This is a genomic window from Flavobacterium algoritolerans, assembly GCF_030010385.1.
In the GTDB taxonomy this organism is placed as follows: domain Bacteria; phylum Bacteroidota; class Bacteroidia; order Flavobacteriales; family Flavobacteriaceae; genus Flavobacterium; species Flavobacterium algoritolerans.
Genome location: NZ_JASCRZ010000001.1, coordinates 1,240,597 through 1,266,372, shown reverse-complemented (window position 1 = coordinate 1,266,372; position 25,776 = coordinate 1,240,597). Strand labels below are relative to the sequence as shown.

The following is a 25,776-nucleotide window of genomic DNA, read 5'->3' as shown; positions in this document are numbered from 1 at the left end:
AATCGATAAAGTACAACTACGCTAATTTTATATGCAACTCTTTTAATTGCAAATCATCAATTGCTGACGGAGCATCAATCATGACATCTCTTCCTGAATTATTTTTTGGAAAAGCAATGAAGTCACGAATTGTTTCCTGACCACCTAGAATTGCCACCAATCTATCCAATCCAAAAGCCAAACCTCCGTGTGGCGGTGCACCAAACTGGAAAGCATCCATTAAGAATCCGAATTGAGCCTTGGCTTCTTCTTCGGTAAAACCTAAATATTTGAACATCAATTGTTGTGTCGCTTTATCATGAATACGAATCGATCCACCACCAATTTCATTTCCATTCAAAACCACATCATACGCATTAGCACGAACTTTGCCTGGATTCGTTTCCAATAAATGCATATCTTCAGGCTTAGGAGAAGTAAAAGGATGGTGCATAGCATGGTAACGACCGCTTTCTTCGTCAAATTCCAATAAAGGAAAATCAACTACCCAAAGAGGTGCAAATTCAGCCGGGTTTCTCAATCCTAATCGCGTTGCTAATTCCATACGCAATGCGCTTAATTGTCCACGCGTTTTATCGGCTGGACCAGAAAGCACAAAAATCATATCTCCAGCTTTTGCGCCAGTGATTTTTGCCCATTCTGTTAAATCGTCTTGATCGTAGAATTTATCTACTGATGATTTATAGCTACCGTCTTCATTACATTTCACATAGACCATTCCAGATGCACCCACTTGAGGACGTTTCACCCAGTCAATTAATCCATCTATTTCCTTACGAGTATAGTTTCCAACTCCCGGAACCGCAATTCCCACCACTAATTCCGCAGCATTAAAAACTGAAAATTCTTTGTGTTGCGCCACTTCATTCAACTCGCCAAACTCCATTCCGAAACGGATGTCCGGTTTGTCATTCCCATATGTTTTCATGGCGTATTCGTATGTAATTCTTGGAAATTTTTCTACTTCAATACCTTTTATTTCTTTTAATAAATGTCTTGTCAATCCTTCGAAAACATTCAAGATATCTTCTTGCTCCACAAAAGCCATCTCGCAATCGATTTGCGTAAATTCCGGCTGTCTGTCTGCACGTAAATCTTCGTCACGGAAACATTTCACGATTTGGAAATATTTATCCATTCCACCCACCATCAATAATTGTTTGAACGTTTGAGGAGATTGTGGTAACGCATAAAACTGTCCTTCATTCATTCGAGAAGGTACCACAAAATCTCTTGCTCCTTCTGGAGTAGATTTAATCAAATAAGGCGTTTCTACTTCACAAAAATCCAAATCCGAAAGGTATTTGCGCACTTCCATCGCTACTTTATGACGAAACATCAAACTGTTTTTCACTGGATTTCTTCGAATGTCAAGGTAACGGTATTTCATTCTGATGTCTTCACCACCATCCGTTTCGTCTTCAATTGTAAAAGGAGGCGTAAGAGATGCGTTAAGAATAGTAAGTTGAGTAACTAAAATTTCTATCTCGCCAGTTGCAATGTTTTTATTTTTAGCTTCACGCTCAATAACAGTTCCTTTTACCTGAATTACAAATTCACGCCCTAAGGTTTTTGCTAATTCAAAAACTGATTTATCTGAACGACCTTCGTCAAAAATTAATTGCGTAATTCCATAACGATCTCGTAAATCAATCCAGTTCATAAATCCCTTATCGCGTGATTTTTGAACCCATCCCGCAAGTGTAACTTCTGTATTAATATGTGAGGCATTCAACTCGCCACAATTATGACTTCTATACATTATTCTAATTTTAGATTGTTTTGCCCTTTAGGCTCGGGTGCAAATTTAGGACTAATTATGAATAATGAATTGAGAAATACCATTTTTTAGTGTTAGATTTTTACTCAAAATTGTATTCCCAATGTTAAATTTTACTCCAATGTTACTAAATTGTTAACTTAAAGTTTTTTTATTGTAAAATGTTTTATATATTTGTTAAGCTAATATGAATTTAAAAACCCAAACGCCATGAAAAAATATATAATCTTAACCGCATTAATCTTCTCAGGAATAGCTTTTGCTCAAGAGAACGATCCAAAATTAGAAGCTGTAGGTGAATTAGTAAAAACAACTTACTACTTTGAAAATGGAAAAGTACAACAAGAAGGTTTCTTTAAAAATGGAAAACTAGACGGAGTTTGGACTTCATATGACACAAATGGCAATAGATTATCTGTTGCTAATTATGAAAATGGAGAAAAAACTGGAAAATGGCTTTTTTGGAATGGAAATAAGTTAAACGAAGTAGACTATTCTAACAGCAGAATTGCTTCCGTAAAAACATGGAAACAAGACGCATTGGTTAACAGAGACTAATAAATCATCTATTAAGACATAAAAAAAGCTTCCGAAGAACGGAAGCTTTTTTTATGTCTACTATTTACTAAATAAGTAGTAAACACTATACTTTCAATCACTTTAAAAATTCACAAAAGGGACCAATTAATCCGCCTGAAACACGGCTAATATCGCAAGATTTACCAGTACTAATTCTGGTATTTAAATTGTCTTACAGCGATTCTATTTACTTTAACAACACAGAAATTCTTTTGTGGAAACGCTTTCAAAATCTATTGTTACGTACTCCAAATACATTTAAAATCAAATGCCGTTTAGTTAAGTTTTCATTTGGGATTACCAACTGATCTTAACTAAACGGCAATGATAGTTATTCCTGTATCTTGAAACTAGTTGTTATATACTACCAGAACTTAGCGTACAATGCAAAAATAATCAATAAAGTAATTACGATTAATACTGTTGTTTGTGGTTTTACCTTGAACATTTCAGTATCTAACTCAAAAGCTTTTGGATTCACTTTTGGTCCGGCAAAACTCACTGCAATCATAATAAGCATTGTAAACATAAATGACAATCCCATACAAATGTGGAATGGTATTTCATATCCGCCTTTTCCATTGGTGTAAGCTGTGTAAAGTAATGTTTCTGTGCCAAATAATGCCGGTGCAAATTCGTTGAACAAAACCGACAATAAGAAACCGGAAATCACCCCTATTATTGCAGCAGTTCCAGTAGTTCTTTTCCAAAACATTCCAAGGAAAAACATGGCAAAAACTCCAGGACTAATAAAACCCGTATATTTTTGGATATAAGTAAACCCACCTACACCACCAATTCCTAAAATATCATTCCAAGTAAACAAAACAGCAAGAAGCATCGCTGCAAAAACAGCATATCTCCCTATGTTTACCTGACTTCTGTCACTCGCATCTTTTTGAATGTATTTTTTATGCACATCTAACGTATAAATAGTAGAAATACTATTCACTTTTCCAGCCAAAGAAGCAACAATAGCAGCTGTTAAAGCAGCAACAGACAATCCTTTCAAACCTGTTGGTAAAAACGTTAGCACTGCAGAGTACGCCCCATCTTTTCCACCTACCAATTGAGGCAAATGTCCGTTTTCATATAAAACATAAGCAGCAATACCCGGTAACATAACAATAAGTGGCATTAATAATTTCAAAATACCTGCAAACAAAATACCGGTACGGGCAGTTTGTAAATCGGCACCCAAAGCTCTCTGCGTAATGTATTGGTTGCAACCCCAATAATTAAGATTAATAATCCAAATACCCGCCAAGTATGACATCATCCCCGGAAAAGTAAGATACTTATTAATATCATTTTGAGAAGAAGTAGCAGTTGGTTCCGGGATAATCATTTTGAAATGCTCCGGAGCTTCTCTCATTAACACCTTGAAACCTGCAATAGCATTTTCTCCAACTCCAAAATATTGTCCAACTGTAGTTAAAGCAATATATGATGTAACTAGTCCACCGATAATTAAAACCGCAACCTGAATTACATCCGTATATGCAACGACTTTCATACCTCCTAAAGAGATTACTAAAGCAAAAACGGCAAGCCCAATCATAATAGCGTGTAAATATTCACCACCTGCTAACCCATTAATAGCAACAGCACCTAAATATAAAATAGAAGTAAGATTTACAAATACATACAAGAACAACCAAAAAACGGCCATAATTAAAGCAGTTGATTCGTTATACCTTGTTTTTAAAAATTGAGGCATGGTATAGATCTTGTTTTTCAAATAAACAGGAATAAACCAAACGGCGACAATAATCAATGCAATAGCGGCAATCCACTCATAAGCGGCAACTGCTATTCCTAAAAAGAACCCCTCCCCACTCATTCCAATAAACTGTTCAGCTGAAATATTAGAAGCAATCAAGGAGGCTCCAATAGCCCACCATGTCAATGTTCCCTCAGCAAGAAAATAAGCTTTGGCATCATGTTCGTTTTTCTCACGTTTGCGATAAACGGTATATCCGTAAGTGGATACCACGATAAAATAGATAATAAATACTGCGTAATCAGCAAAAGCAAGGTTCTGGTTCATGAGTAATTTGTTTTTTAGAAATTAATATAAATGAATGAGATTATTGTCTTGTATTATATATTGTTTTTATTAATGTAATTATACTGCTTTTTTTTAAACAAATCACACACAACTTGGCTTAAAACCAAACAATTCCATTATAGAATTGAATATAAAATGTGATATGTATTTTAATTTTATTGTTTTTTTATGAATTATGAAAGTCAAAAGTAAAATAAAAATATTTATTTACATCATTTATAAATGTATTTTTTACATTTATTATTATTGTATAGGTTAAATCTTAAAAAAAGCACTTAAACTACTATCTAAATCCCATTTTTATACATGTTTCACAACAAAAAATGGATTCCATAAATTTTTAACGGCTATTTCTGACCTTTTGTTCCCATTTCCAAGCACTGGCAATCGCTTCTTCCAAAGTTGACTGTGTTTTCCATCCAAGCACAGTATTCGCTTTATCGGTATTGGCATAAACCGAAGTCACATCGCCTTCTCTTCTTGGAACAATCGTGTAAGGTAATTTTTGGCCGCTAACTTTTTCGAAAGCGCTAATCACTTCCAGTACCGAGCTTCCGGTTCCGGTTCCCAAATTAAAAACTTCTAATTTCTCTGCATTCTTTTTGTTCACTAATCTTTGTAAAGCAATGACATGGGCTTTCGCCAAATCAACTACGTGAATATAATCGCGAACACAAGTTCCATCAACCGTTGGGTAATCATTTCCATAAACGGATAATGATTCACGCAAACCCATTCCGGTTTGAGTAATAAAAGGAACTAAATTTTGCGGTACACCCATAGGCAGTTCCCCAATTTCAGCTGATGGATGAGAACCTATTGGATTAAAATAACGCAACAAAATAGCATTGACGTTACTTACTTTAGTGACATCGGTAATAATTTCTTCGCCAATTTGTTTGGTATTTCCATACGGAGACATAGCCGTTTGTACAGGCGTAGTTTCGGCAATGGGCATCACTTCGGCTTGACCATAAACGGTACAAGATGAACTGAAGATGAAATTAGCTTCCTGCTTTTTCTGTAACTCCTGTAAAATGTAAACCAGCGAAGCAACATTGTTTTCATAATACAACAAGGGTTCTTTGACACTTTCACCAACTGCTTTAGAGGCAGCAAAATGAATCACTCCGGCCACATCCTCATGCTTCTGAAAGAAAACTTGAACAGCTGCTTTATCTCTTAAATCTATTTGTTCAAAAAGCGGTTTTTTACCTGTAATTCGTTCTATGCCATCCAAAACATCAATTGAAGAATTAGACAAATTATCAACAACAACTACTTCAAAATTTTCATTTTGTAATTCCACTACGGTATGCGAACCAATGAATCCCAAACCTCCGGTAACAACTATTTTCATGATTTATTTTTGTAATGTACGTTAGACTGTTCTCTTAAAACCGCGGCACTTTTCTCAGGCGTAATATCCCGTTGTGATTCACCCATCATTTCATATCCTACCATAAATTTCTTTACGGTTGCAGAACGCAACAACGGTGGGTAAAAATGCATGTGAAAATGCCATTCCGGATGCAATTCTCCATCAGTAGGTGACTGATGAATTCCGGATGAATACGGAAATGACGTTTCAAAAAGATTATCATATTTTGTAGTCAATTGTTTTAAAATAACCGCAAAATCGGTTACTTCCATTTCAGTGAAATCCGTTATTTTACTCACATTTCGCTTGCTGACAATCATCGTTTCATACGGCCAAATCGCCCAAAAAGGGACCAATGCCACAAAATGATGATTCTCAATAACAATGCGCTCGTCGAGTTTCATTTCTTCATTTAAATAATCCTGAAAAAGTGTTTTCTTGTGTTTTTCAAAATAAGCTTTTAAGTTATTTTGCGTTTTCTCCACCTCAGTCGGCAAAGACGATTGCGCCCATATTTGCCCGTGAGGATGCGGATTACTGCAACCCATAACACTTCCTTTATTTTCAAAAATCTGAACATGGTTGATGTAGTCAACATTACCTAAATCCGTGTATTCTTTTTGCCAGGTATGAATGATATTTTCAATCGCAGTTGCTGGCATTTCCGGCAACGTCAAATTATGTTTTGGCGAAAAGCAAACCACACGAGAAATTCCTCTTTCTGGTTTAGCTCTAAAAAAAGTTTGCTTCGCCATTTCGCTGTCGCTCGGGTCGTTTTTGTTCTCTTCAAATGCAATTTCTTCTTGCTTTAAAGCGGCAAAATCATTTTCAAAAACAAAAGAACTTTCATAATCCGGATTCACCATTCCATTTGCTCGAACATTTCCAGGACACAAATAACATGTTGGGTCATATTCAGGCAATGCATCCGAAGTTACTGTTTCATTTTGTCCTTGCCAAGGGCGTTTCGAACGGTGTGGAGAAACCAAAACCCATTCGTTGATTAACGGATTATAACGTCTGTGCGGATCTTCGTTGATATCAAAATTTTTCATTATTTCGCGATATAAATTGATGTTCCATTTCCGATTTTTACATCGTAAATTTTTAATTCTATTCCAAAACTATCTAAATAAAGTTCAGAAAGCTGCTGTTTAATTCGCTCTTCATGTCCTTTTTTTATTAAATTGATGGTACATCCACCAAAACCACCGCCCATTAATCTGGAACCTACTACGGCTTCTTCCTTTTTAAGTGTATTCACAATCATGTCCAATTCGGTGCAACTTACTTCATAATCAGCTGATAATCCTTGATGTGTTTCAAACATTAATTTACCCAAGGTTTCAATATCTCCTTCGTCCAAAGCATCACAAGCCTGCGTTACTCGTTTGATTTCTTTTACCACAAAAAGACACCTTTTAAAAACATTGGCACTCATTACATGTTGTAATCCTAAAATATGTTCTTCGTTACAATCTCTAAAACTAGTTATCTCAGGAAAATTACTTTTTATAATCGCAATCCCTTCTTCACATTGCTGTCTTCTCTCATTATAAGCAGATGTCATTAAGGAATGTTTTACATTTGAATCAAATAAAATCAAAGAATAATCATTAAAATTCGCATTATGATATTCATATTCTAAGGTCTTACAATCAATTTTTATTACCTTATTTTCTTGTCCCATAACACTCGAAAACTGATCCATTATCCCGCAATTGATGCCTACCCAATGTTCTGCACTTTGCCCCATTAAGGCAATATCAACAGGTTTTATTTTCAGTTCAAAAAGCTCGTTGATTCCAAACAAAAATCCACATTCTAGTGCCGCCGAAGAAGATAAACCGGAACCTACAGGAATATTACTGCTGAAAACACAATTGAATCCATCAAATTTAAAACCTTTAATTTTCAATTGATTGATAACTCCACGTATGTAATTCGTCCAAACAGTATCCGTCAATTCCATCTCCGTTGTCAAATCAACTTCAAACGAATCGTCAAGGTCAATCGCAATAATTTTCGAGGTATTGGAATTACTTTTTTCGAAAGCAAAGCAGATGATTTTGTCAATTGCTGCTGGTAAAACATAGCCGTCATTATAATCGACATGCTCTCCGATAATATTAATTCTTCCCGGAGAAAGTACTATTTTTTTGGGTGCTGAACCAAAACTTTCTTCAAAGAAAGCTGTCGTTTTTTTAATTAATGAATCGTTCATTTTCTTTAAATTACCGTTATTTTGAAATTGTTAAAGTATTCGTTTTAAAGCCGTACTTGATACTTGAACAACTATTTTCTTTTTAAGATTTTTATTTATTTGGCAGCAGCCAAAATCAATTTACCGCTCTTAAGCCCACCTCCATTTACTTCAAGTTTTATATCACCCGCAGTTGTAGTAGATTTCACGAGGACTACCAACTTCCCACTAAAAAGTTTCATGGTATCTTTATGAAACATCTCGAGTGAAGTAGCATCACCATTACAGGCAGCACGGTAAGTACCCGCTCCTGAAACCTTAAATTTTAACTGATTAGTCGCTGTAGGACAAAGAATTCCATTTTTATCCACTACAGATACGGTCACGAAAGATATATCTTCGCCATCGGCAGTGATTGTTTTCCTGTCCGCATCTAAAACAATTTTATAAGGCTTGCCGGCAGTACGTACTTCTTCTTCAGCAACAGCTTTTCCATTGTCATCATAAGCCACCACTTTTACTGTTCCTGGCTCATATTTCACATCCATCCACATCAGGCGATAGCGATTCTGTGGTGTACTTTTATTTTTTTTCTGCACTCCCATGCTTTTGCCATTTATAAAAAGTTCCGCGCTGTTGTAACTCGTGTATACAAAAACGGGAGTTATCTCTCCTTCACGGCCTTCCCAGTTCCAATGTGGCAAGACATGAAGTGTTGATTCTTTTGTATTCCAACGACTTCTATATAAATAATAACGGTCTTTTGGTAAACCAGCTAAATCATTAATTCCAAAATAAGAACTTCTAGACGGCCAGTTTTCGTCATAAGGCGTAGGCTCTCCTAAATAATCAAAACCTGTCCAAACAAACTCTCCAATTACCCAAGGTTTATCATCCTGAAGCACAAAATCTTCATCAGGTACGTTAGACCAGCTGCAGGCTTCCAGGTCATAAGAGGAAGATTGAAAATCAGGATATTGTTTCATTTTTTCCTGCACCACAGGGAATTTATAAATCCCTCTGGAGCTAACCGTTGAAGCTGTTTCTGAACCTAAAATAAACCCTTGCGGAAATTTTTTAAATGCTTCATCATATAAATGTACCCGATAATTCAACCCCGGAACATCCAGCAAAGCTCCAAAACCAGATTCCATAGTCGCTTTTACTTGATCCATACCTACAGTTACCGGACGTGTTGGGTCTTCTCTATGGAATAATTCCTGCAACCATTTGGCTCTTTTTACACCAGCTTCTCCCCATTGATCAGGCACTTCATTTCCAGAACTCCACATCACAATAGAAGGATGATTTCTTGTTGCCTGCACTAAATTCACGATGTCTTTTTCAGCGTATTCCTCAAAAAAACGATGGTAGCCATTTTCTACTTTTGGCAGTACCCATTCATCAAAACTCTCTGCTAGAAACATAAATCCCATTTCATCCGCCAACTCCAATTGCTCGAAAGAAGGCATATTGTGCGAACTGCGAATCGCATTACAGCCCATATCTTTTAAAATCTCCATTTGCCTGCGCAACGCGGCTTTATTTACGGCAACTCCAAGCGGACCAAGATCATGATGCAAACAAACTCCTTTAAATTTGGTTATCTTTCCATTAAGACTAAACCCCTTATTGGCCTCGTATTTTATTTCGCGAATTCCAAAACGGGTTGAAATTTCATCCTTCAGTTCTTTTCCTACATATAATTGGGAAACCGCTTTGTACAAATAAGGGGTTTCGGGACTCCATAATTTTGGCTTTTCTACTTTTAAATTTTGATCGAATTCTTTTCCGAATTGCATAATCGACTCCTCTGAACTAAGTTTTTGTCCTTCGGCATCAAAAATAGTGGTGACTAAACGAGTATTTTCTCCAGAAGCTTTGGTCTTAATGTTAACTTTCGCAATTTCTGAACTTATAAAAGGTGTCGTTACAAACTGACCCCATTGGTCAATGCTTTCGTTATTTTTTATAATAACACTTACTTTTCGGTATAAACCGGCACCAGGATACCAGCGGGAAGCAAACTCTTTATTGGTTAGTTTTACTGACAATGTGTTTGCGCCTTCTTGTATAAATTGGGAAACATCAAAATAAAAATAACTATAGCCATACGCCCATTCTCCTACTTTTTTTCCGTTTAAATACACTTGAGGTTCGCTCATTGCGCCTTCAAAAAGTAAAATTATTTTTTTCCCTTTTACATCTTTAGGCAATGTGAATGTATTGCGATACCACGCTGTCCCAATATGAGGTAAAGCGCCAGTTCTTCCTGTTTTTTCAGTGGCTATATTTTCTCCGTTTTGAACGATGGCAACTTTTTGTATGTCTACATTTTTATCAAAAGGCCCATAAATTGCCCAGTCATGCGGAACAGTTACGGATTCCCATTTCGAATCATTAAAATTTACTTTAATTGCCTCTTCAAAATCGCCTTTTTGAAATTTCCAATTGGTATCTAACACTTTAACTTCTCGTGTTTGAGACACAGCCAATTGTGTAAAAGTGAAACATACAAACAGAACGTGTATTACTTTCTTCATTTTCAAATCTTTTTTAAAATTTTATTAATCCAAATTATTCTTTAAACGCATCCAAAGCCGGCGAAGGCTTCCCGTCAGATTGCCAAGCACTTAACGAATAGTGACTCCAACTCTTTTCGCCCTGTGGTTCCCAATAAATAACACCAAGTCCTTTGTTATTTGGCACTGCTTTGACCGCTTTGATTGTTGCTGCTAACATTCCGTACGTGTTTTGCACTTTGTCATATTCACCACCAACTTCTACAACCATCACTTCTTTGTTATATCTGGTAGCCATGTCGTTAAGATTATTGGCTAAATCCGCAATGGTTTCGGTATAATCTTTCTTGATCCAGAAAGGGTAATAGGACAGCCCAATCACGTCGTACTTTACATTATTTGCTGTAGCATTATCAAAAAACCATCTGAATTTTTCACTATTGTTACCTTCGTCAAGATGAACGATTACTTTGATTTTAGCATCAATAGCCTTTGTTGCTTCATAGCCTTTGTTGAGTAATTGTGCCAATTGGCTCCAATTTTTAGTACTTCCTTCCGGCCACATCATGCCTCCTGGAATTTCATTCCCTACTTGAACCCATTCCGGAGTAACTCCAGCTGATTTTAATGCGCTCAAAACATCAAAAGTATGGTCGTACACATCCGTCATTAACTCTGAAAAAGTATGATTTTCCCAAGCTTTTGGTTTGAATTGTTTGCCTGGATCGGCCCACGAATCACTGTAATGAAAATCAATCACGATACGCATTCCCATTTTTTGAGCGCGCAAAGCCATGACAACGGTTTCTTCCTTGCTGCAATGTCCACTGGCTTTATCGTCATTTGGATTTACCCAAACACGAAGGCGAATGGTATTCATTCCTCTGTCTTTCAACAGTTGCAAGCAATCTTTTTCAGAGCCATCAGTATCGTAAAATTTGTATCCTGTGGCTTCCATTTGTGACAACCATCCCACATCGGCTCCTTTTGCAAAAGAACTCTTTGATGTTTTTTGAATATTTTTGGATATATTACAAGAATAAAGCACTGAAATCATTAAAGACATCAAAACGAATCGGAAATACATTGGTGAATTTTTCATGTGTACTTATTTATTAAACACCTGCAAAACAGGTAATGCTTTATTATTAAAATCATAAAAAGCCTGATTTTCAAAAGTAGAGCCATTTGCGGCTTGATTCCCTTTGAAAGAAATCCATTCGCCTCCCCAATACGCAAATCCCAAGCCGAATTCAGACTCTTTTACGACTGTTTTTATTGCCATTACAAAACTTTTTTGCCCATCAGGAGTAGCTGGATACCCTGAAACCAGTTGTGTGTCTAAACCAACAATATTATTAGTCCAGTCATTATATCCTAATGTAAACGGATAAGCCGTTTCAGCAATGATTACTTTTTTATTGTATGTTTTTCCTAACGTATTAATGGTCGTTTTGACAACTTCTAAATCTTTTCCGTGCCAAATCGGGTAATAGGATAAACCAATATAATCGTAATCTACACTTTTAATTTTATTAAAAAACCAATTAGTATCCGAAGCTTTAACACCTGCATAATGAATCATTATCTTGGTATTTGGCGCTTTGGTGCGAATAGTTGTGCTTGCCGCAGATAATAAGGCCAAGCATTGTACTTCCTGATTAATTAGATGACCTTGTGGCCAAAGCAATCCACTATTTATTTCATTCCCTATTTGGATAATATCAGGATTAATTTCTGTAATAATTGTAGAAGTATAAGTAGCTACCGCCGTTTTTAAATCTGTAAAAGACAAATTTTTCCATTCAGCTGGTATCGTTTGTACTGCCGGATCTGCCCATGTGTCTGAATAATGAACGGTTAACCAAACTTTCATTCCTGCTTTTTTCACACGTGCCGCCAAAGCTTTTACTTCAGTCATTCCTGAATGTCCGTTTGAAGGATTTTTCCAAAGACGAATTCGTACCGCATTACAACCTGCAGTTTTTAAAGTCGTAAGCATATCTTCCGCTTTGGTATTGTTGTATAAAATAGTTCCCGAACTTTCTATTTCCGGCAGAAAAGAAATATCTGCAGCTCTTATAAAAGTATCTTCCGCAACTGGCGGTTCAACTATTGGCGTTTCATTTGTATCATTGGCTGAACAGGAAAAAAACATTCCCAGGAGTGCAAATACTCCAAAAACCAAAATGTGTTTTTTCATATTAAAAAGATTGAAATTTATAAATAGTTTTGTGATAATACAGTTCTTCTTTTCTCAAAACTGAGTTGGGAAAATGCTTGTAATTTGGTGCATTAGGGAAATTTTGTGTCTCAAAACAAATACCGCTCAAAGGGTGGTAATCCGCATTTTCTTTTCCTTTTAAAGTATTAAAACAATTCCCGCCAACATAAATATGAACACCCGGCTGATTGGTATACACTGACATTTTTAAATTATTGCTTTTATTGAAAAGTGAAGCAGCAAATTCATTTTCTTTATTCAAAATAAAGGTATTGTCAATTTTAGAAGGACAATTTCTGGGCGACGTAAAATCAAAAGGACAATTTGCTACGTTCAAAAACCTCCCAGTTGGAATATTCTCATTAGTTTTCTCTAACAATCTGTGTGAGTTGACCATTATTTCTTGTTCAGAAACATTGGATTTGTGCCCATCAAGATTAAAATAACTATGATGTGTCAAATTCACTACAGTGTCTTTTGTCGTTGACGCGGTGTAATTTATCATTAATTCATTAGCATCAGACAAAGTATATGTAAGTTCAACGGATAGATCCCCTGGAAAATTTTCTTCTTGATCTGGACTAAAATAAGCTAACGTCATGGAAGGATTTTTACCGTTATGTATGTTTTTGACTTTCCATATTTTTTGACTAAAACCGCCATTTCCGCCATGTAGTGAATGACTCTTATGATTTTTTTTTAAGTGAATAGATGTCCCGTTTAATACAAATTCGCTGTCGCTTATTCTTCCTGCAAATCTTCCTACTGTAGCTCCAAAGTAAGGTGCGCTTTCCAAATCAAATGATTTGATATAAGCCTCTAAAGTATCAAAACCTAAAACCACATCTACAAATTCTCCGCTTTTCAGTGGCATTTTCAACGAGGTAATAGTTGCACCATAATTAGTAACTTTAAGCTGCATTCCGTTTTTGTTTGTTAATTCATAAAGAGAAACCTCTTCACCATCTGATGTAAAACCAAATAATTCTACAGCAGAATTAGCTTTAAAATGTGATATGTGTTTTATTTTCATGATTTATTTATGAAATGTGAAAACCAAAAGTAAAATAATTATCATAAATTACACACCAGTACCTACCAGTTTTTGTATCTTGCGAAAAAATTCATTCATTTATGAAAATTATTTCGATTCAAAACAATCTTGGAATTCCTAAATACAAACAAATTATCATTACCGTTGAGAAGGGAATTGAAGAAGGAAAACTGATAAAAGGAGACAAACTTCCCTCTGTAAACAAAGTCAGTATAGAGTTTTCATTATCTCGTGATACAGTCCTGCAAGCCTATGATGAATTAAAGAAAAGAGGTATTATTTATGCAATTCCTGGAAAAGGATATTATGTAAAAAGTATCGCGGTCACCATAAAACAAAGGATATTTTTACTTTTTGATGAATTAAATATTTTCAAAGAAGACATCTACAACGCATTCTTGAAAAACATTGGTAATGATGTTCAGGTTGACATTTTCTTTCATCATTTTAACATTCAAGTTTTCCAAAAACTAATAAATGACAGTAATGGAAATTATACAAAATATATCATTATGCCTACCAATTTGGCTGAGGCGGCATCAGTTATAAAAACCCTACCAGTAAATGAAGTGTACATATTAGATCAAACTAATCCTGAACTAAAATCGTTCCCGGCTGTATATCAAAACTTCGTAAAAGACATCTATGACCGATTGCTAGAGGGAAAATCAAAACTAGATAAATATGAAAAACTAATTATGATTTTTCCTGGATTTAGAGAACCTTTAGGAATGAGAATTGGCTTCGAGAATTTTTGCCGAGATTTTGCTTTTAATTATGAAATTATCACTGAGTTTGAAAATCAGAAGATTAACAAAGGAGAAGTATACATTATTCCAAGCGATAGAGATTTAGTACGTGTAATTGAAAAATCAAAGCTTCAAAACCTACAATTAGGAGATGATTTTGGCATTATTTCCTATAATGAAACCCCTTTAAAAAAAGTAGTTGAAAACGGAATTACAACTATTTCTACAAATTTTGATGCTATGGGAAGAATTTTGGCGCAAATGATTTTAAAAGGTAAAAAAGAACAAATAGAAAACAAATGCACGTTAATAATTCGAAATTCACTGTAACAATTCAATCTTCTTATGGTAATACTATTTTTAAAAAAATAGTATTGCCATTTTTTATTGGCAAAAAAAATGCGATTCTTATTTTAAAATTACAGAAAAAAAATTTATTTGTCATTGTTAAAAAAATTTGTTTACATTTGTAAATGTATTTTATACACTTATTATTTTTTTACACACATATCCTCTAAAAAAGAAGCTGTTACTAATTAATTTTTGGTTTAAACATAAAATATTTTTTATCTGACACTGATTTTGTCGGTTAGTCACTATAAATTTTTTCCCTTCTAATTCTAGTATAGAAAAACAAAAATTTACTCCCGCTTATGAAACTTTGGACACAAATAATAAAACGAATCATATTATACTTTTCAAAAAATACTTAATTTTTATAATTTAAACATGAATAAAAAAATTGACAATTTAGCTGCTGATAATAGTAGAGCATTAGCTATTTCGATGGTAGAAAAAGCGAATTCCGGACATCCGGGAGGAGCCATGGGAGGTGCTGATTTTTTGCACATTTTATATACTGAATACTTAAAATTTGACCCAACAGAAATGGATTGGTCATTCAGGGACCGTTTCTTTATGGATGCCGGGCACCTGTCTGCATTGATGTATTCCCAATATTATTTGTTGGGCAATTACAAAAAAGAAGATTTACAAAGCTTCAGACAATGGGGTTCCGTAACTCCAGGTCATCCGGAAGTAGATGTACTTAGAGGAATAGAAAACACTTCCGGGCCTTTAGGACAAGGACATGCAATGGGAGTTGGTGCAGCTATCGCTGCAAAATTTCTAGATGCCAGATTCAAAGGTATTTTCAATCACAAAATATACGGTTTCATTACTGATGGTGGTGTTCAGGAAGAAATTTCACAAGGTGCGGGCAGAATAGCCGGACATTTAGGCTTGAACAATTTCATCATGTTTTATGATTCGAATGATGTACAACTTTCGTCCATGACAGATGAAGTAACTTCAGAGAATACGGCTATGAAATACGAAGCTTGGGGCTGGAAAGTCATCACTATTGACGGACACGACCACGAGCAAATTAGAAAAGCATTGAACGAAGCCAATGAAGAATCAGAAAAACCAACCTTAATAATTGGAAAAACGATTATGGGAAAAGGTTGCGTTACCGCCAATGGCGATATATATGAAGGCGAATGTGAACTGCACGGAAAACCTATTGGTGATACGAAAGCTGATTATGTAAAAACCTTACTAAACCTTGGAGCAAATCCTGAAAATCCTTTTGCAATTTATGAAGATGTGGCAACGCATTATGATAAAATAAAAGCCAAAAAATCGGAAGAGGCCGCGTACAAAAAGCATCATGTAGCCACTTGGAAAAAAGAAAATCCAAAAATGGCTCAAAAAATGGATTCTTTTCTATCCGGAAAACTTCCAGAACTGGATTTGAGCAATGTAGTCCAAAAAGCAAATGCCGCAACAAGAGATGCTTCATCAGCAGTTTTAGCTTACTTGGCTGAACACGTGGAAAACATGATTGTTTCTTCGGCAGATTTATCCAACAGTGATAAGACGGATGGTTTCTTAAAAAAATCTTCTGTTTTACAAAAAAATGACTTCAGCGGTGCCTTTTTACAAGCCGGGGTGGCAGAATTGACTATGACTTCTATTGCTAACGGAATTGCCCTTCACGGAGGTGTTATCCCAGTAGTAGCAACCTTTTTTGTATTCTCGGATTATATGAAACCTGCCATTCGATTAGCCGCAATTCAGGAATTACCGGTGAAATATGTCTTGACACACGATTCTTTCCGAGTGGGCGAAGACGGACCTACGCACCAACCTATTGAGCAGGAAGCACAAATGCGTTTGTTGGAAAAAATAAAAAACCATTCGGGCAACCAAAGTTTATTAGCGCTCCGCCCTGCCGATGCTATTGAAACTTCGGTCGCTTGGGATATGGCTTTGAAAAATACCAGTACGCCAACAGCTTTGATTCTTTCAAGACAAAACATAAAAGACATTCCTGCTACAAGAACTTCAAGATATGAAGAAGCAACCGAAGCTAAAAAAGGAGGTTACCTGGTTAAATCTACACCAAATCCTGACATCACATTAATCGCAAATGGATCAGAAGTAGCCACACTTTTGGAAGCCGCAATTATTTTAGAAAAAGAAAAAAATCTAACCATAAACGTAGCTTCAATAATATCTGAAGGTTTGTTCAAATCACAACCAAAAGCATATCAGGAAAGTATTATTCCAAAAGGAAAATTAGTGTTTGGTCTTACCGCTGGACTTCCGGTAAACTTAGAAGGCTTAATTGGCGACAGCGGAAAAATAATTGGGCTAGAGCACTTTGGATATTCTGCGCCGGCAAGTGTATTGGATCAAAAATTTGGATTTACCAGCGAAAGTGTTTGTGCAAAAATCCTAAACTACATTGAAGAAAGTAAATAAACATTTAAACAAATAAAGACATGAAATTTTTTATAGACACGGCAAATTTAAAAGACATAAAAGAAGCTAACGATTTAGGAATTCTGGACGGTGTAACTACAAATCCTTCGCTAATGGCAAAAGAAGGAATCACCGGTGCCGACAATATTATTGCGCATTATGTAAAAATATGCGAATTAGTTGACGGTGATGTGAGTGCCGAAGTAATATCAACAGATTTTGCAGGTATGGTTGCTGAAGGTGAAAAACTGGCTGCTTTACATCCTCAAATCGTGGTGAAAATTCCAATGATTAAAGACGGAATAAAAGCGATAAAATACTTTTCGAATAAAGGAATAAGAACCAATTGTACGTTGGTATTTTCAGCAGGACAAGCCCTACTTGCTGCCAAAGCCGGCGCCACTTATGTATCGCCTTTCATAGGGAGATTAGATGATATTTCTACAGATGGAATGGCATTGATTGCCGAAATCAAACTGATTTATGATAATTACGGATATGAAACGCAAATTTTGGCGGCATCCGTTCGTCACGTCATGCACATTTTAAATTGTGCTAAAATTGGCGCCGATGTCATAACAGGACCATTGAGCGCCATTGAAGGCTTATTAAAACACCCGCTAACGGATAGCGGTTTGGCTACTTTCTTGGCAGATTATAATAAAGGAAATAGTTAGGGATTTAAATTTTATTTGGGCTACACTTTGCCATTTTAAGAGTAGTTCGCATTTATAAAACTATTCTGAAAATCATTGAAGTTGTAGTCAATCAAAGAATTGAAGAATAGTTTTTTCATGATTATAAAAAAAAGGAAGCCTCATTTACGAGGCTTCCTTTTTTAGTTTATGATTATAATGAATGACTTATAGGTTTAAAACAAAATCATTCAAGAGTTTTGCATCATATTTTTCTTTGTCAAAAGTATAAAGATAAGATCCTTTTCTGGAGGACATCATATCTTTCTCCTCGAGTTTTATTAAAATATCCAATGAGTTTATTTTGCTGATGAAGTTTCTTTTATCTAATTCCTTACTAAGGATCGCTTCGTACAATTCTAACAGTTGACGCATCGTAAATTTCTCCGGTAAAAGTTCAAATCCTACAGGTTTTATGGACGTTCTGTATCGCAATCTTCTTATGGCATGTCTTAACATGGTGTCGTGGTCAAAAATCAATTTTGGAGCATTCGCAACGCTAAACCATTGTGCATGATAGTTTTTAATCAATTCTGCATTATGGTTTTCAATATTAATTAATGCAAAATAAGCCACAGAAATAGTTCTTTCTACAGGATCACGGTCAATCTCACTATAGGCATGCAATTGTTCCATATAAATATCTTGAAGCCCAGTGTAGGAATCTAATATTCTGATGGCAGCGCTGTCCAGTACTTCATCTTTTTTAAGAAATCCACCTATTAAAGACCACTTGCCTTTTTCAGGTTCAAAATCTCTTTTAATCAAAAGAATTTTTAATCCTTCGCTATCAAAACCAAAAATGATACAATCCACTGCCAGTAAAACTTTATCAGCAGAACTATAACTATTTAACATAATGTGTTTTTTATTGTAAATATATAAACTTCTCTAAAGCATTCATAATTTATTAATGTTGATTTTACACTTAGTCCATTAAAACCCTGTAATCCAATTTTTTTCGTTTACTAAACCGCTACATATTATTCCGCACATTTTATCTTATAGAGACTGGTTTCATCAACTGATAATAGTAAAACTCCAAACCAGCAAATTAACCCATTTTTTTCTTGTATTTCAATCGATTGCGATGAATAAGAGCCGTTTGTAGACTGCTAAATTAATTTTTTACAAAAAAACATACCTGAAAAAGAAGGCTTTTTTTACAATACACCTCTGATTTCCAAATTAAAACTGATCTAAAAGGCAATTATTCAGCTGTTTTATAAAATAATTTTCATGGGCAATTTTTTGTAGAAATGTTTGTTTTTTCACATAAAGTGTAAATTTTACACAAATTAACTCTGAAAACAGATGCATTTTTTACAAAAACATAATTTTAAAATGTTAATTTTACACTTAATTTAAAAAATGTATTTTTTTTTCCTCTTTTTTTTATCATATTAATTTGTTTTTATGCATTTTTTTTAATTAAATTTACAAATGTAAAACACACACTTATAATTAACCTAAATAATAACCGAATGAAAACAAACCACCGATTATTTCTTTATTGTAATTTTTTATTACCAAAAAAAGAATGGCTTCTGGCAATAATAATTATGCTAATGGCAACTATTAATGTATCAGCTCAAAACACTCAAATTGTCACCGGAATTGTTACCTCAGCAAAAGACAAAATACCTGCGCCAGGAGTAAATATTTTGATTAAAGGTACTAATACAGTAACCACAACTGATCTTGACGGGCAATATTCTATAAAAGCCGCACCAAGTGACATCCTTATATTTTCTTATATAAGTTATGCAAGTCAAGAAATTACAGTGGGCACTAAAACACAAATTAACGTAGCACTAAAAGACGATCTTACTGCACTTGACGAAGTTGTAGTTATTGGATACGGGACACAAAGAAAATCAGACCTTTCTGGGTCAGTTGGAGTTGTAAACATGGAATCTGCTAAGAAAACAGTAACCTATGATGCAGCAAAAATGCTTCAAGGACAAGTTGCCGGTGTTACGGTGCAATCATCTGGTGAGCCAGGTGGATTTGTAAATATTAAAATTAGAGGTCTTAACTCTTTTAGCAACAACAATCCTCTTTTTGTAATTGACGGAATGATTGTAGATTCTCCGTTTGATTTTGCTCCAGGAGATATCGAATCTATGCAAGTGCTAAAAGATGCCTCTTCGGCAGCTATTTATGGAGTTCGTGGTGCTAATGGTGTAGTAATAATTACAACCAAAAAAGGAAAAGCAGGAAAACTGAATGTCAAATATAAATCTCTTGTAGGTTTTCAAAATGTTGCTAAAACTTGGAATGTAACTGATAGATTAGGGTATCAAAACATAACCAGCACAGCAGAATTGAATGCTGGATTAAACGTTGCTCCAGGAAATGACCCGAACAACAGCAATTACATCAGTAATGTAAATACAGATTGGCAAGATGCCGCTTACGAAACTGGAATTATAGAGAATCATTCGTTAGCATTTAATGGTGGTACAGAGGATTTAGCCTATAATATGAATATGGATTATTTCAAAAATAGCAGTTATATCAAATCTCCTCAAGATTATGAAAGACTATCTATGAACTTGAATTTGAATGGTAAAAAAGGAAAATTCAAATACGGTACTAAAATAGGATTCACACAATCTGACAAAGAAAATTTCAACAGTTATGTAGGGGAAACTGCTATCGCAGCTTTGTTAGGTGCTGTTCCAACAATGCCAGTATACGATGAAAATAGATTAGGCGGTTACGGAGGTACTGATAATCTAACTCAAAGAGCCATTTCACTTAATGTTATAGGATTCAACAACTTAATCGAAAACAACGGAAAAAGAAACCGTTTCATTGGGAACATTTGGGGAGAATATGAAATCGTAAAAGGATTAAAATATAAACTAGACGCCAGTTTTGATCGATTAGATTATCAAAATAGAAAATTTGTTCCGCAAAGTGACTTAGGATGGTATTATATTACTACTAAAGAAGAAGCATCTCTAGATGTATCAACTGGTAATGAAACTAAAACTTTTCTTAATAACCTACTAACTTACTCATTAGACATTAATAAACATAAGTTTGACGCTTTAGCCGGTTGGGTACAAGAAAGAAAAGACTATTACAACCACTGGTCAAGAGGTGTAGGATATGATTTTGGTGAAATCAGCAAATTGCAATATGCTGATGATAACAGTACAGGCGAGTCTAACACTACTATTACTGGTACATCCTACATAAGCCGTATCAATTACTCATTTGATGATCGCTATTTGTTTCAAGCTAACTTTAGACAAGATAAATCGTCGCTTTTTAGTGAAAAATACAACACAACAAATGCGTACTCTTTCTCAGGAGCTTGGAAATTGAGCAACGAAAAATTCATTCACTTACCAGAATGGGTAAACACAATCAAACTAAGAGGTAGTTATGGTAAATTAGGGAACAACACAATTCCAGCCTATTTCTTTGCCACAACAATCAATAGTTTTGCAGGTTACAATTTCAACAACGAATTGGCTCCAGGAACAACAGTTGTTGCTTCTTTAGATCCAAATGTAAGATGGGAAGATAATAAAACAACCGATGTAGCAGTTGAGCTTGGATTGTTTAATAATGCTTTACAGTTTACAGCAGAGTATTTTGTAAAAAACTCTTCTAATTTATTAGTGGGTGTTCCATTACCTTTTTCTACTGGAGCTTTCCCTGCAAGTATTACTACTAATGCCGGTGCAATGAGAAACAAAGGATTTGAATTTTCTGCATCCTATAACAACAACAACAATGCCTTCAAATACAGCATATCTGCTAATTTAGGAACGTTGAAAAATGAAGTATTGCAAATTGGTATCAACGGAAATCCAATCTATGGTGCTGCTTCAAAAACAGAAGTTGGTCGATCTATGGGTGAAATTTATGCCTACGAGACAGATGGAATTTTCCAAAATGCTGCTGAACTTGCTGCTGCTCCTACGCAAACTAATGCTGGAGTTGGTGATATTAAATTCAAAGATATCAATGGAGACGGAATGATTAGTGATCTTGACAGAACCTTTCAAGGAGTTACAATTCCAAAATACAGTTATGGGATGAACTTTAGCGGTTCTTACAAAAACTGGGACATCTCAATGTTTTGGCAAGGTGCAGGAGGAAACAAAGTTTTCAATAGCATATACCGTAATTTAATGGCGGGACAATATGGTAACCACAGCACTGATATGCTTAATTACTGGACACCTACAAATACAAATACAAATGTTCCTCGCCCAATTATTGGTGACCCGAATGCCAACGGAAGAGATTCGAACCGATTCATAGAAGATGGAGATTACATAAAACTGCAAACTATGGAAATTGGATATGAAATCCCAGTTCCGACTACCAGTTTTATTCAAAAAGCAAAATTGTTTGTAAACGGGCAAAATCTATTAATTATCAGTAAATACAGAGGAAGCGATCCTGATTTTAATAGCAACGACGGATCATTCTCTAGAGGATATGACGGAGGTTCTTTCCCTAATCCTAGAACGATTTCTTTAGGACTTGAAGTGAATTTTTAAAATTAGCAAACCAATTAAAACGAATCAAAATGAAATATAAAATATTTAATTATCTGGCTGGTTTCTTATCACTTGCAGTGGTAACGACAAGTTGTGTCAACGATGAAGATTTAATTCAACTTGACCCTAATAATGACGCTGCTGATTCATTCTGGAAAACAGATGAGGACGCAATAAAAGGAGTAAATGCAGCTTATGGCAGCTTATTGACTGATGGTACTTATATGCGAAGCACTCCTTTATTGTTAGACTTAAAAGGAGATGACACCAGAAGTAACAGTCCATGGGATGCAATGTACAATGTAGGTCGTTTCAACTCAAATGTTTCAAATTCTGCTATTTATGGCTGGGCTTACGAAACGTATTATCAAGGTATTTATCGCGCTAATCAAGTACTTACAAACGTACCTAATATAAATATTACTGATACCGCGCTTAAAAACAGAATTCTTGGTCAGGCTTATTTCTTAAGAGGATTGTATTTGTTTCATGCTGTAAACATGTTTCAAAACGTACCGCTTCCTACTGAAATTGCTGCTTTCTATCCACAAAAGACAAACCAAGAAGGTTGGGCACAAGTTATTGCAGATTTTAAAGCTGCCGCAGAATTACTTCCTCCTTCCTACTCTAATATTAATGATAAAGGGCGCGCCACTAAAGGAGCTGCCTTAGGATATTTAGGGAAAGCGTACTTGTTTACCAAAGATTTTCCAAATGCTAAAATCGCATTCAAACAAGTTATTGATTTAGGTGTATATTCTTTAGTCGCTAATTACCGTGATAACTTTACTGACACAAACGAAAACAATTCAGAGTCATTATTTGAAGTACAATTCAGCAGAGATGCTGGTGGAGTTGATTTAGGTTGGGGTGGTGCTCCGGCTTCTGGATGGGGAAAAACATCGGCAAGAGCTATTACTTACGGACCAAGAGCTTTTGGATGGACAGACGTACAGCCAACAAGGACATTATTTAATGAATACCATGATGAAAAAACTACTGCAAACACGACAGACCCACGTTTAGACGCTACTATTTTTTATAACAAACCAGGTGGAATGCAACTTTACGGACAAAACTTCGCTACTTTTTACGCAGGTAATCCAGGAGATTTGAATGACTTGTTTTGCAGAAAATACCAAAATTCTGATGGGAATTATGCAAACGAATTCGACTGGCGTTCTGGTATTAACGAACGTTTATTGAGATATGCGGATGTATTGTTAATGTATGCTGAATGTTTAAATGAAACTGGTGATACTCCGGGAGCTTATACTTATATTCAAATGGTAAGAAGCAGAGTTGGCTTACCTAATTTAGCTACAGCAAAACCAGGACTAAGCCAAGCTGCAATGAGAGAGCAAATTGGACATGAAAGATTCTTAGAATTCCCGCTAGAAGGACACCGTTTTGATGATATTCGTCGTTGGGGATGGTTACAAGATCCTGCAAAATTAGCTTGGTTGAAAACAAGAGATGTTGAATTCAACTCTTATGCAACAGGAAGAGAATTTTTCCCAATACCACAATTGGAAATGGATAACAATCCAGGAACAATTCAAAACAGTGGCTACTAATATTTATTTGATTTAGTTAGAATTTTAATATCATGTAGTAAGCTTACTAAAAGCTTACTACATGATATTATAACTTAAAAACAACATGAAAAAAATCCTATTAATCTTATTTATTTTTACTTTTTGTACTCAAGTTATTGTTGCACAAAAAGAAACAACAGTACTTACTTTAAAAAATAGTAATGATGGACCAACTATCAGCAAACACATCTACGGACATTTTGCTGAGCATTTAGGAAAATGCATCTATGGTGGGTTTTTTGTTGGCGAAAAAAGTTCTATTCCAAATACAAAAGGAGTTCGTAACGATATTATTACTGCGTTAAAAGAATTAAAAATACCAAATTTAAGATGGCCCGGAGGTTGTTTTGCGGACACTTACCACTGGAAAGATGGTATTGGACCTAAAGAAGACCGACCAAGTATTGTAAACCGTTGGTGGGGAGGAACTACTGAAGACAATAGTTTTGGAACACACGATTTTTTAAATTTATGTGAAGTATTGGGTACAGAACCATACTTGGCCAGCAATGTAGGTAGTGGAACCGTTCAGGAACTTGAGCAATGGGTACAATATGTAAACCACGACAGCGGTAGCCCAATGTCTGAGCTAAGAAAAAAGAATGATCGCGAAAAACCATGGGGTGTTACTTTTTGGGGAGTAGGAAATGAAATGTGGGGATGTGGCGGAAATATGACACCGGAATATTATGCGAACCTTTACAAACAATATGCTACGTTCATGACCGATTGGTCTAATAACGATAAACTTTTCAGAATTGCTTCAGGAGCAAATGTTGCTGATTACCACTGGACCGAAGTTTTAATGCGTGATATTCCTAAAAGTTTAATTGAAGGCGTTGCGCTTCACTCCTACTCTTTTGTAAAATGGGAAAAGAAAGGGTCTTCAACTAAATTTAACGAGGAACAATATTTTGCAACCATGCAAACTGCACTTAAAATGGAAGAATTAGTAACCAAACACTCTGACATTATGGATAAATACGATCCAGAAAACAAAGTGGCACTTATTGTTGACGAATGGGGCGGATGGTATGATGTAGAAGAAGGTACAAATCCTGGTTTTCTATACCAACAAAACACCATGAGAGATGCTATGATTGCGGGTACAACACTGAACATTTTTAACAATCACTCTAAAAGAGTGAAAATGGCAAACCTTGCTCAAACTGTAAACGTACTGCAAGCTGTTATTTTAACTGAGAACGAAAAAATGTTGCTTACGCCAACGTATCACGTTATGAAAATGTACACCGTACATCACGATGCACAATTATTACCAATGACGATTAATTCTCCATCATACACACACAATGGTGAAAAACTTCCTGCTTTATCCGCTTCGGCATCCAAAGATAAAAACGGACTAATTCATATTTCATTGGTAAACATTGATTCTAAAAAAGACCACAAAATAGAAATTGACATGCAGGAACTTGGAATTAAAAATGTTACCGGAACTATTCTGGCATCACCAAAATTACAAGACCACAACACATTTGATAACCCGTCAAAAATCAAACCTGCCGTTTTCAAAGGTTTTGAAACAAAAAAGGGTAAACTGGAAATCACAATCCCTGCATTTACTGTAGTGGTTTTAGAAACCAAATAAAAAAACATAA

17 protein-coding genes are annotated in these 25,776 nt (G+C 35.4%); 7 read left to right on the top strand and 10 right to left on the bottom strand.

Features of this window, described 5'->3' with window-relative positions; genetic code table 11:
• Positions 1 to 16 precede the first annotated feature (16 nt).
• The gene (gene aspS, locus QLS65_RS05425) at positions 17 to 1,762 is read right to left on the bottom strand and encodes an aspartate--tRNA ligase (RefSeq protein WP_282715709.1); all 1,746 of its coding nucleotides are present in this window, start codon (positions 1,760 to 1,762) and stop codon (positions 17 to 19) included.
• Positions 1,763 to 1,990: 228 nt separating this feature from the next.
• On the opposite strand from aspS, the gene QLS65_RS05420 reads away from it, so the two are divergent.
• Positions 1,991 to 2,338, top strand: a complete 348-nt coding sequence (locus tag QLS65_RS05420; protein ID WP_282713498.1) for a toxin-antitoxin system YwqK family antitoxin — start codon at positions 1,991 to 1,993, stop codon at positions 2,336 to 2,338.
• A 385-nt stretch (positions 2,339 to 2,723) separates the two neighbouring features.
• Here QLS65_RS05420 and QLS65_RS05415 read toward each other — a convergent pair whose 3' ends face one another.
• The 8 genes from QLS65_RS05415 to QLS65_RS05380 form a co-directional block, all read right to left on the bottom strand.
• Positions 2,724 to 4,409 carry a sodium/sugar symporter gene (locus QLS65_RS05415; RefSeq protein ID WP_282713497.1) on the bottom strand — a complete coding sequence of 562 codons (1,686 nt, stop codon included), beginning with the start codon at positions 4,407 to 4,409 and terminating at the stop codon, positions 2,724 to 2,726.
• A 361-nt stretch (positions 4,410 to 4,770) separates the two neighbouring features.
• Complete coding sequence (galE, locus tag QLS65_RS05410) at positions 4,771 to 5,790, bottom strand: UDP-glucose 4-epimerase GalE (protein WP_282715706.1); 1,020 nt, start codon at positions 5,788 to 5,790, stop codon at positions 4,771 to 4,773.
• On the bottom strand, positions 5,787 to 6,866 hold the full coding sequence (locus QLS65_RS05405; protein ID WP_282715704.1) for a UDP-glucose--hexose-1-phosphate uridylyltransferase: 1,080 nt from the start codon (positions 6,864 to 6,866) through the stop codon (positions 5,787 to 5,789). The genes galE and QLS65_RS05405 overlap by 4 nt, the downstream gene beginning before the upstream one ends.
• Positions 6,866 to 8,035 (bottom strand): galactokinase, encoded by a 1,170-nt coding sequence (galK, locus tag QLS65_RS05400; protein WP_282715702.1) that lies wholly within the window; start codon positions 8,033 to 8,035, stop codon positions 6,866 to 6,868. Before galK ends, QLS65_RS05405 begins: the two co-directional genes overlap by 1 nt.
• Before the next feature lie 95 nt (positions 8,036 to 8,130).
• Positions 8,131 to 10,557, bottom strand: a complete 2,427-nt coding sequence (locus QLS65_RS05395; RefSeq protein WP_282715700.1) for a DUF4982 domain-containing protein — start codon at positions 10,555 to 10,557, stop codon at positions 8,131 to 8,133.
• 34 nt (positions 10,558 to 10,591) lie between these two features.
• Positions 10,592 to 11,638: a glycoside hydrolase family 53 protein gene (locus QLS65_RS05390; protein WP_282715698.1), complete on the bottom strand. Its 1,047-nt coding sequence runs from the start codon at positions 11,636 to 11,638 to the stop codon at positions 10,592 to 10,594.
• A gap of 6 nt (positions 11,639 to 11,644) precedes the next feature.
• Complete coding sequence (locus QLS65_RS05385) at positions 11,645 to 12,739, bottom strand: glycoside hydrolase family 53 protein (RefSeq protein ID WP_282713491.1); 1,095 nt, start codon at positions 12,737 to 12,739, stop codon at positions 11,645 to 11,647.
• A gap of 1 nt (position 12,740) precedes the next feature.
• Complete coding sequence (locus QLS65_RS05380) at positions 12,741 to 13,793, bottom strand: aldose epimerase family protein (protein WP_282715695.1); 1,053 nt, start codon at positions 13,791 to 13,793, stop codon at positions 12,741 to 12,743.
• Positions 13,794 to 13,894: 101 nt separating this feature from the next.
• On the opposite strand from QLS65_RS05380, the gene QLS65_RS05375 reads away from it, so the two are divergent.
• From QLS65_RS05375 to fsa, 3 genes are all read left to right on the top strand, one after another.
• Complete coding sequence (locus QLS65_RS05375; protein WP_282715693.1) at positions 13,895 to 14,893, top strand: GntR family transcriptional regulator; 999 nt, start codon at positions 13,895 to 13,897, stop codon at positions 14,891 to 14,893.
• A 399-nt stretch (positions 14,894 to 15,292) separates the two neighbouring features.
• The gene (locus QLS65_RS05370) at positions 15,293 to 17,332 is read left to right on the top strand and encodes a transketolase family protein (protein ID WP_282715691.1); all 2,040 of its coding nucleotides are present in this window, start codon (positions 15,293 to 15,295) and stop codon (positions 17,330 to 17,332) included.
• 20 nt (positions 17,333 to 17,352) lie between these two features.
• Positions 17,353 to 18,009, top strand: coding sequence for a fructose-6-phosphate aldolase (fsa, locus tag QLS65_RS05365; RefSeq protein ID WP_121340722.1), 657 nt, complete (start codon positions 17,353 to 17,355; stop codon positions 18,007 to 18,009).
• A gap of 186 nt (positions 18,010 to 18,195) precedes the next feature.
• Here the strand turns inward: fsa and QLS65_RS05360 are convergent, their stop codons facing one another.
• On the bottom strand, positions 18,196 to 18,885 hold the full coding sequence (locus tag QLS65_RS05360) for an NUDIX hydrolase (protein WP_282715689.1): 690 nt from the start codon (positions 18,883 to 18,885) through the stop codon (positions 18,196 to 18,198).
• A gap of 626 nt (positions 18,886 to 19,511) precedes the next feature.
• Here QLS65_RS05360 and QLS65_RS05355 point away from each other — a divergent pair.
• From QLS65_RS05355 to QLS65_RS05345, 3 genes are all read left to right on the top strand, one after another.
• Positions 19,512 to 22,556 carry a SusC/RagA family TonB-linked outer membrane protein gene (locus QLS65_RS05355; RefSeq protein ID WP_282715687.1) on the top strand — a complete coding sequence of 1,015 codons (3,045 nt, stop codon included), beginning with the start codon at positions 19,512 to 19,514 and terminating at the stop codon, positions 22,554 to 22,556.
• 29 nt (positions 22,557 to 22,585) lie between these two features.
• Entirely contained in the window at positions 22,586 to 24,133 is a 1,548-nt protein-coding gene (locus QLS65_RS05350; RefSeq protein ID WP_282713483.1) for a RagB/SusD family nutrient uptake outer membrane protein, read from the top strand.
• Between the two features lie 85 nt (positions 24,134 to 24,218).
• Complete coding sequence (locus QLS65_RS05345; RefSeq protein ID WP_282713482.1) at positions 24,219 to 25,766, top strand: alpha-N-arabinofuranosidase; 1,548 nt, start codon at positions 24,219 to 24,221, stop codon at positions 25,764 to 25,766.
• The last annotated feature ends 10 nt before the right edge of the window (positions 25,767 to 25,776 follow it).

Bases quoted from the DNA above. Each gene is read 5' to 3' on its own strand.
- aspS (WP_282715709.1), bottom strand. From the start codon at position 1,762: ATGTATAGAAGTCATAATTGTGGCGAGTTGAATGCCTCACATATTAAT.
- QLS65_RS05350 (WP_282713483.1), top strand. From the start codon at position 22,586: ATGAAATATAAAATATTTAATTATCTGGCTGGTTTCTTATCACTTGCA.
- QLS65_RS05355 (WP_282715687.1), top strand. From the start codon at position 19,512: ATGAAAACAAACCACCGATTATTTCTTTATTGTAATTTTTTATTACCA.
- QLS65_RS05405 (WP_282715704.1), bottom strand. From the start codon at position 6,866: ATGAAAAATTTTGATATCAACGAAGATCCGCACAGACGTTATAATCCG.
- QLS65_RS05385 (WP_282713491.1), bottom strand. From the start codon at position 12,739: ATGAAAAAACACATTTTGGTTTTTGGAGTATTTGCACTCCTGGGAATG.
- fsa (WP_121340722.1), top strand. From the start codon at position 17,353: ATGAAATTTTTTATAGACACGGCAAATTTAAAAGACATAAAAGAAGCT.
- QLS65_RS05395 (WP_282715700.1), bottom strand. From the start codon at position 10,557: ATGAAGAAAGTAATACACGTTCTGTTTGTATGTTTCACTTTTACACAA.
- galK (WP_282715702.1), bottom strand. From the start codon at position 8,035: ATGAACGATTCATTAATTAAAAAAACGACAGCTTTCTTTGAAGAAAGT.
- QLS65_RS05415 (WP_282713497.1), bottom strand. From the start codon at position 4,409: ATGAACCAGAACCTTGCTTTTGCTGATTACGCAGTATTTATTATCTAT.
- galE (WP_282715706.1), bottom strand. From the start codon at position 5,790: ATGAAAATAGTTGTTACCGGAGGTTTGGGATTCATTGGTTCGCATACC.
- QLS65_RS05375 (WP_282715693.1), top strand. From the start codon at position 13,895: ATGAAAATTATTTCGATTCAAAACAATCTTGGAATTCCTAAATACAAA.
- QLS65_RS05380 (WP_282715695.1), bottom strand. From the start codon at position 13,793: ATGAAAATAAAACACATATCACATTTTAAAGCTAATTCTGCTGTAGAA.
- QLS65_RS05345 (WP_282713482.1), top strand. From the start codon at position 24,219: ATGAAAAAAATCCTATTAATCTTATTTATTTTTACTTTTTGTACTCAA.
- QLS65_RS05390 (WP_282715698.1), bottom strand. From the start codon at position 11,638: ATGAAAAATTCACCAATGTATTTCCGATTCGTTTTGATGTCTTTAATG.
- QLS65_RS05360 (WP_282715689.1), bottom strand. From the start codon at position 18,885: ATGTTAAATAGTTATAGTTCTGCTGATAAAGTTTTACTGGCAGTGGAT.
- QLS65_RS05420 (WP_282713498.1), top strand. From the start codon at position 1,991: ATGAAAAAATATATAATCTTAACCGCATTAATCTTCTCAGGAATAGCT.
- QLS65_RS05370 (WP_282715691.1), top strand. From the start codon at position 15,293: ATGAATAAAAAAATTGACAATTTAGCTGCTGATAATAGTAGAGCATTA.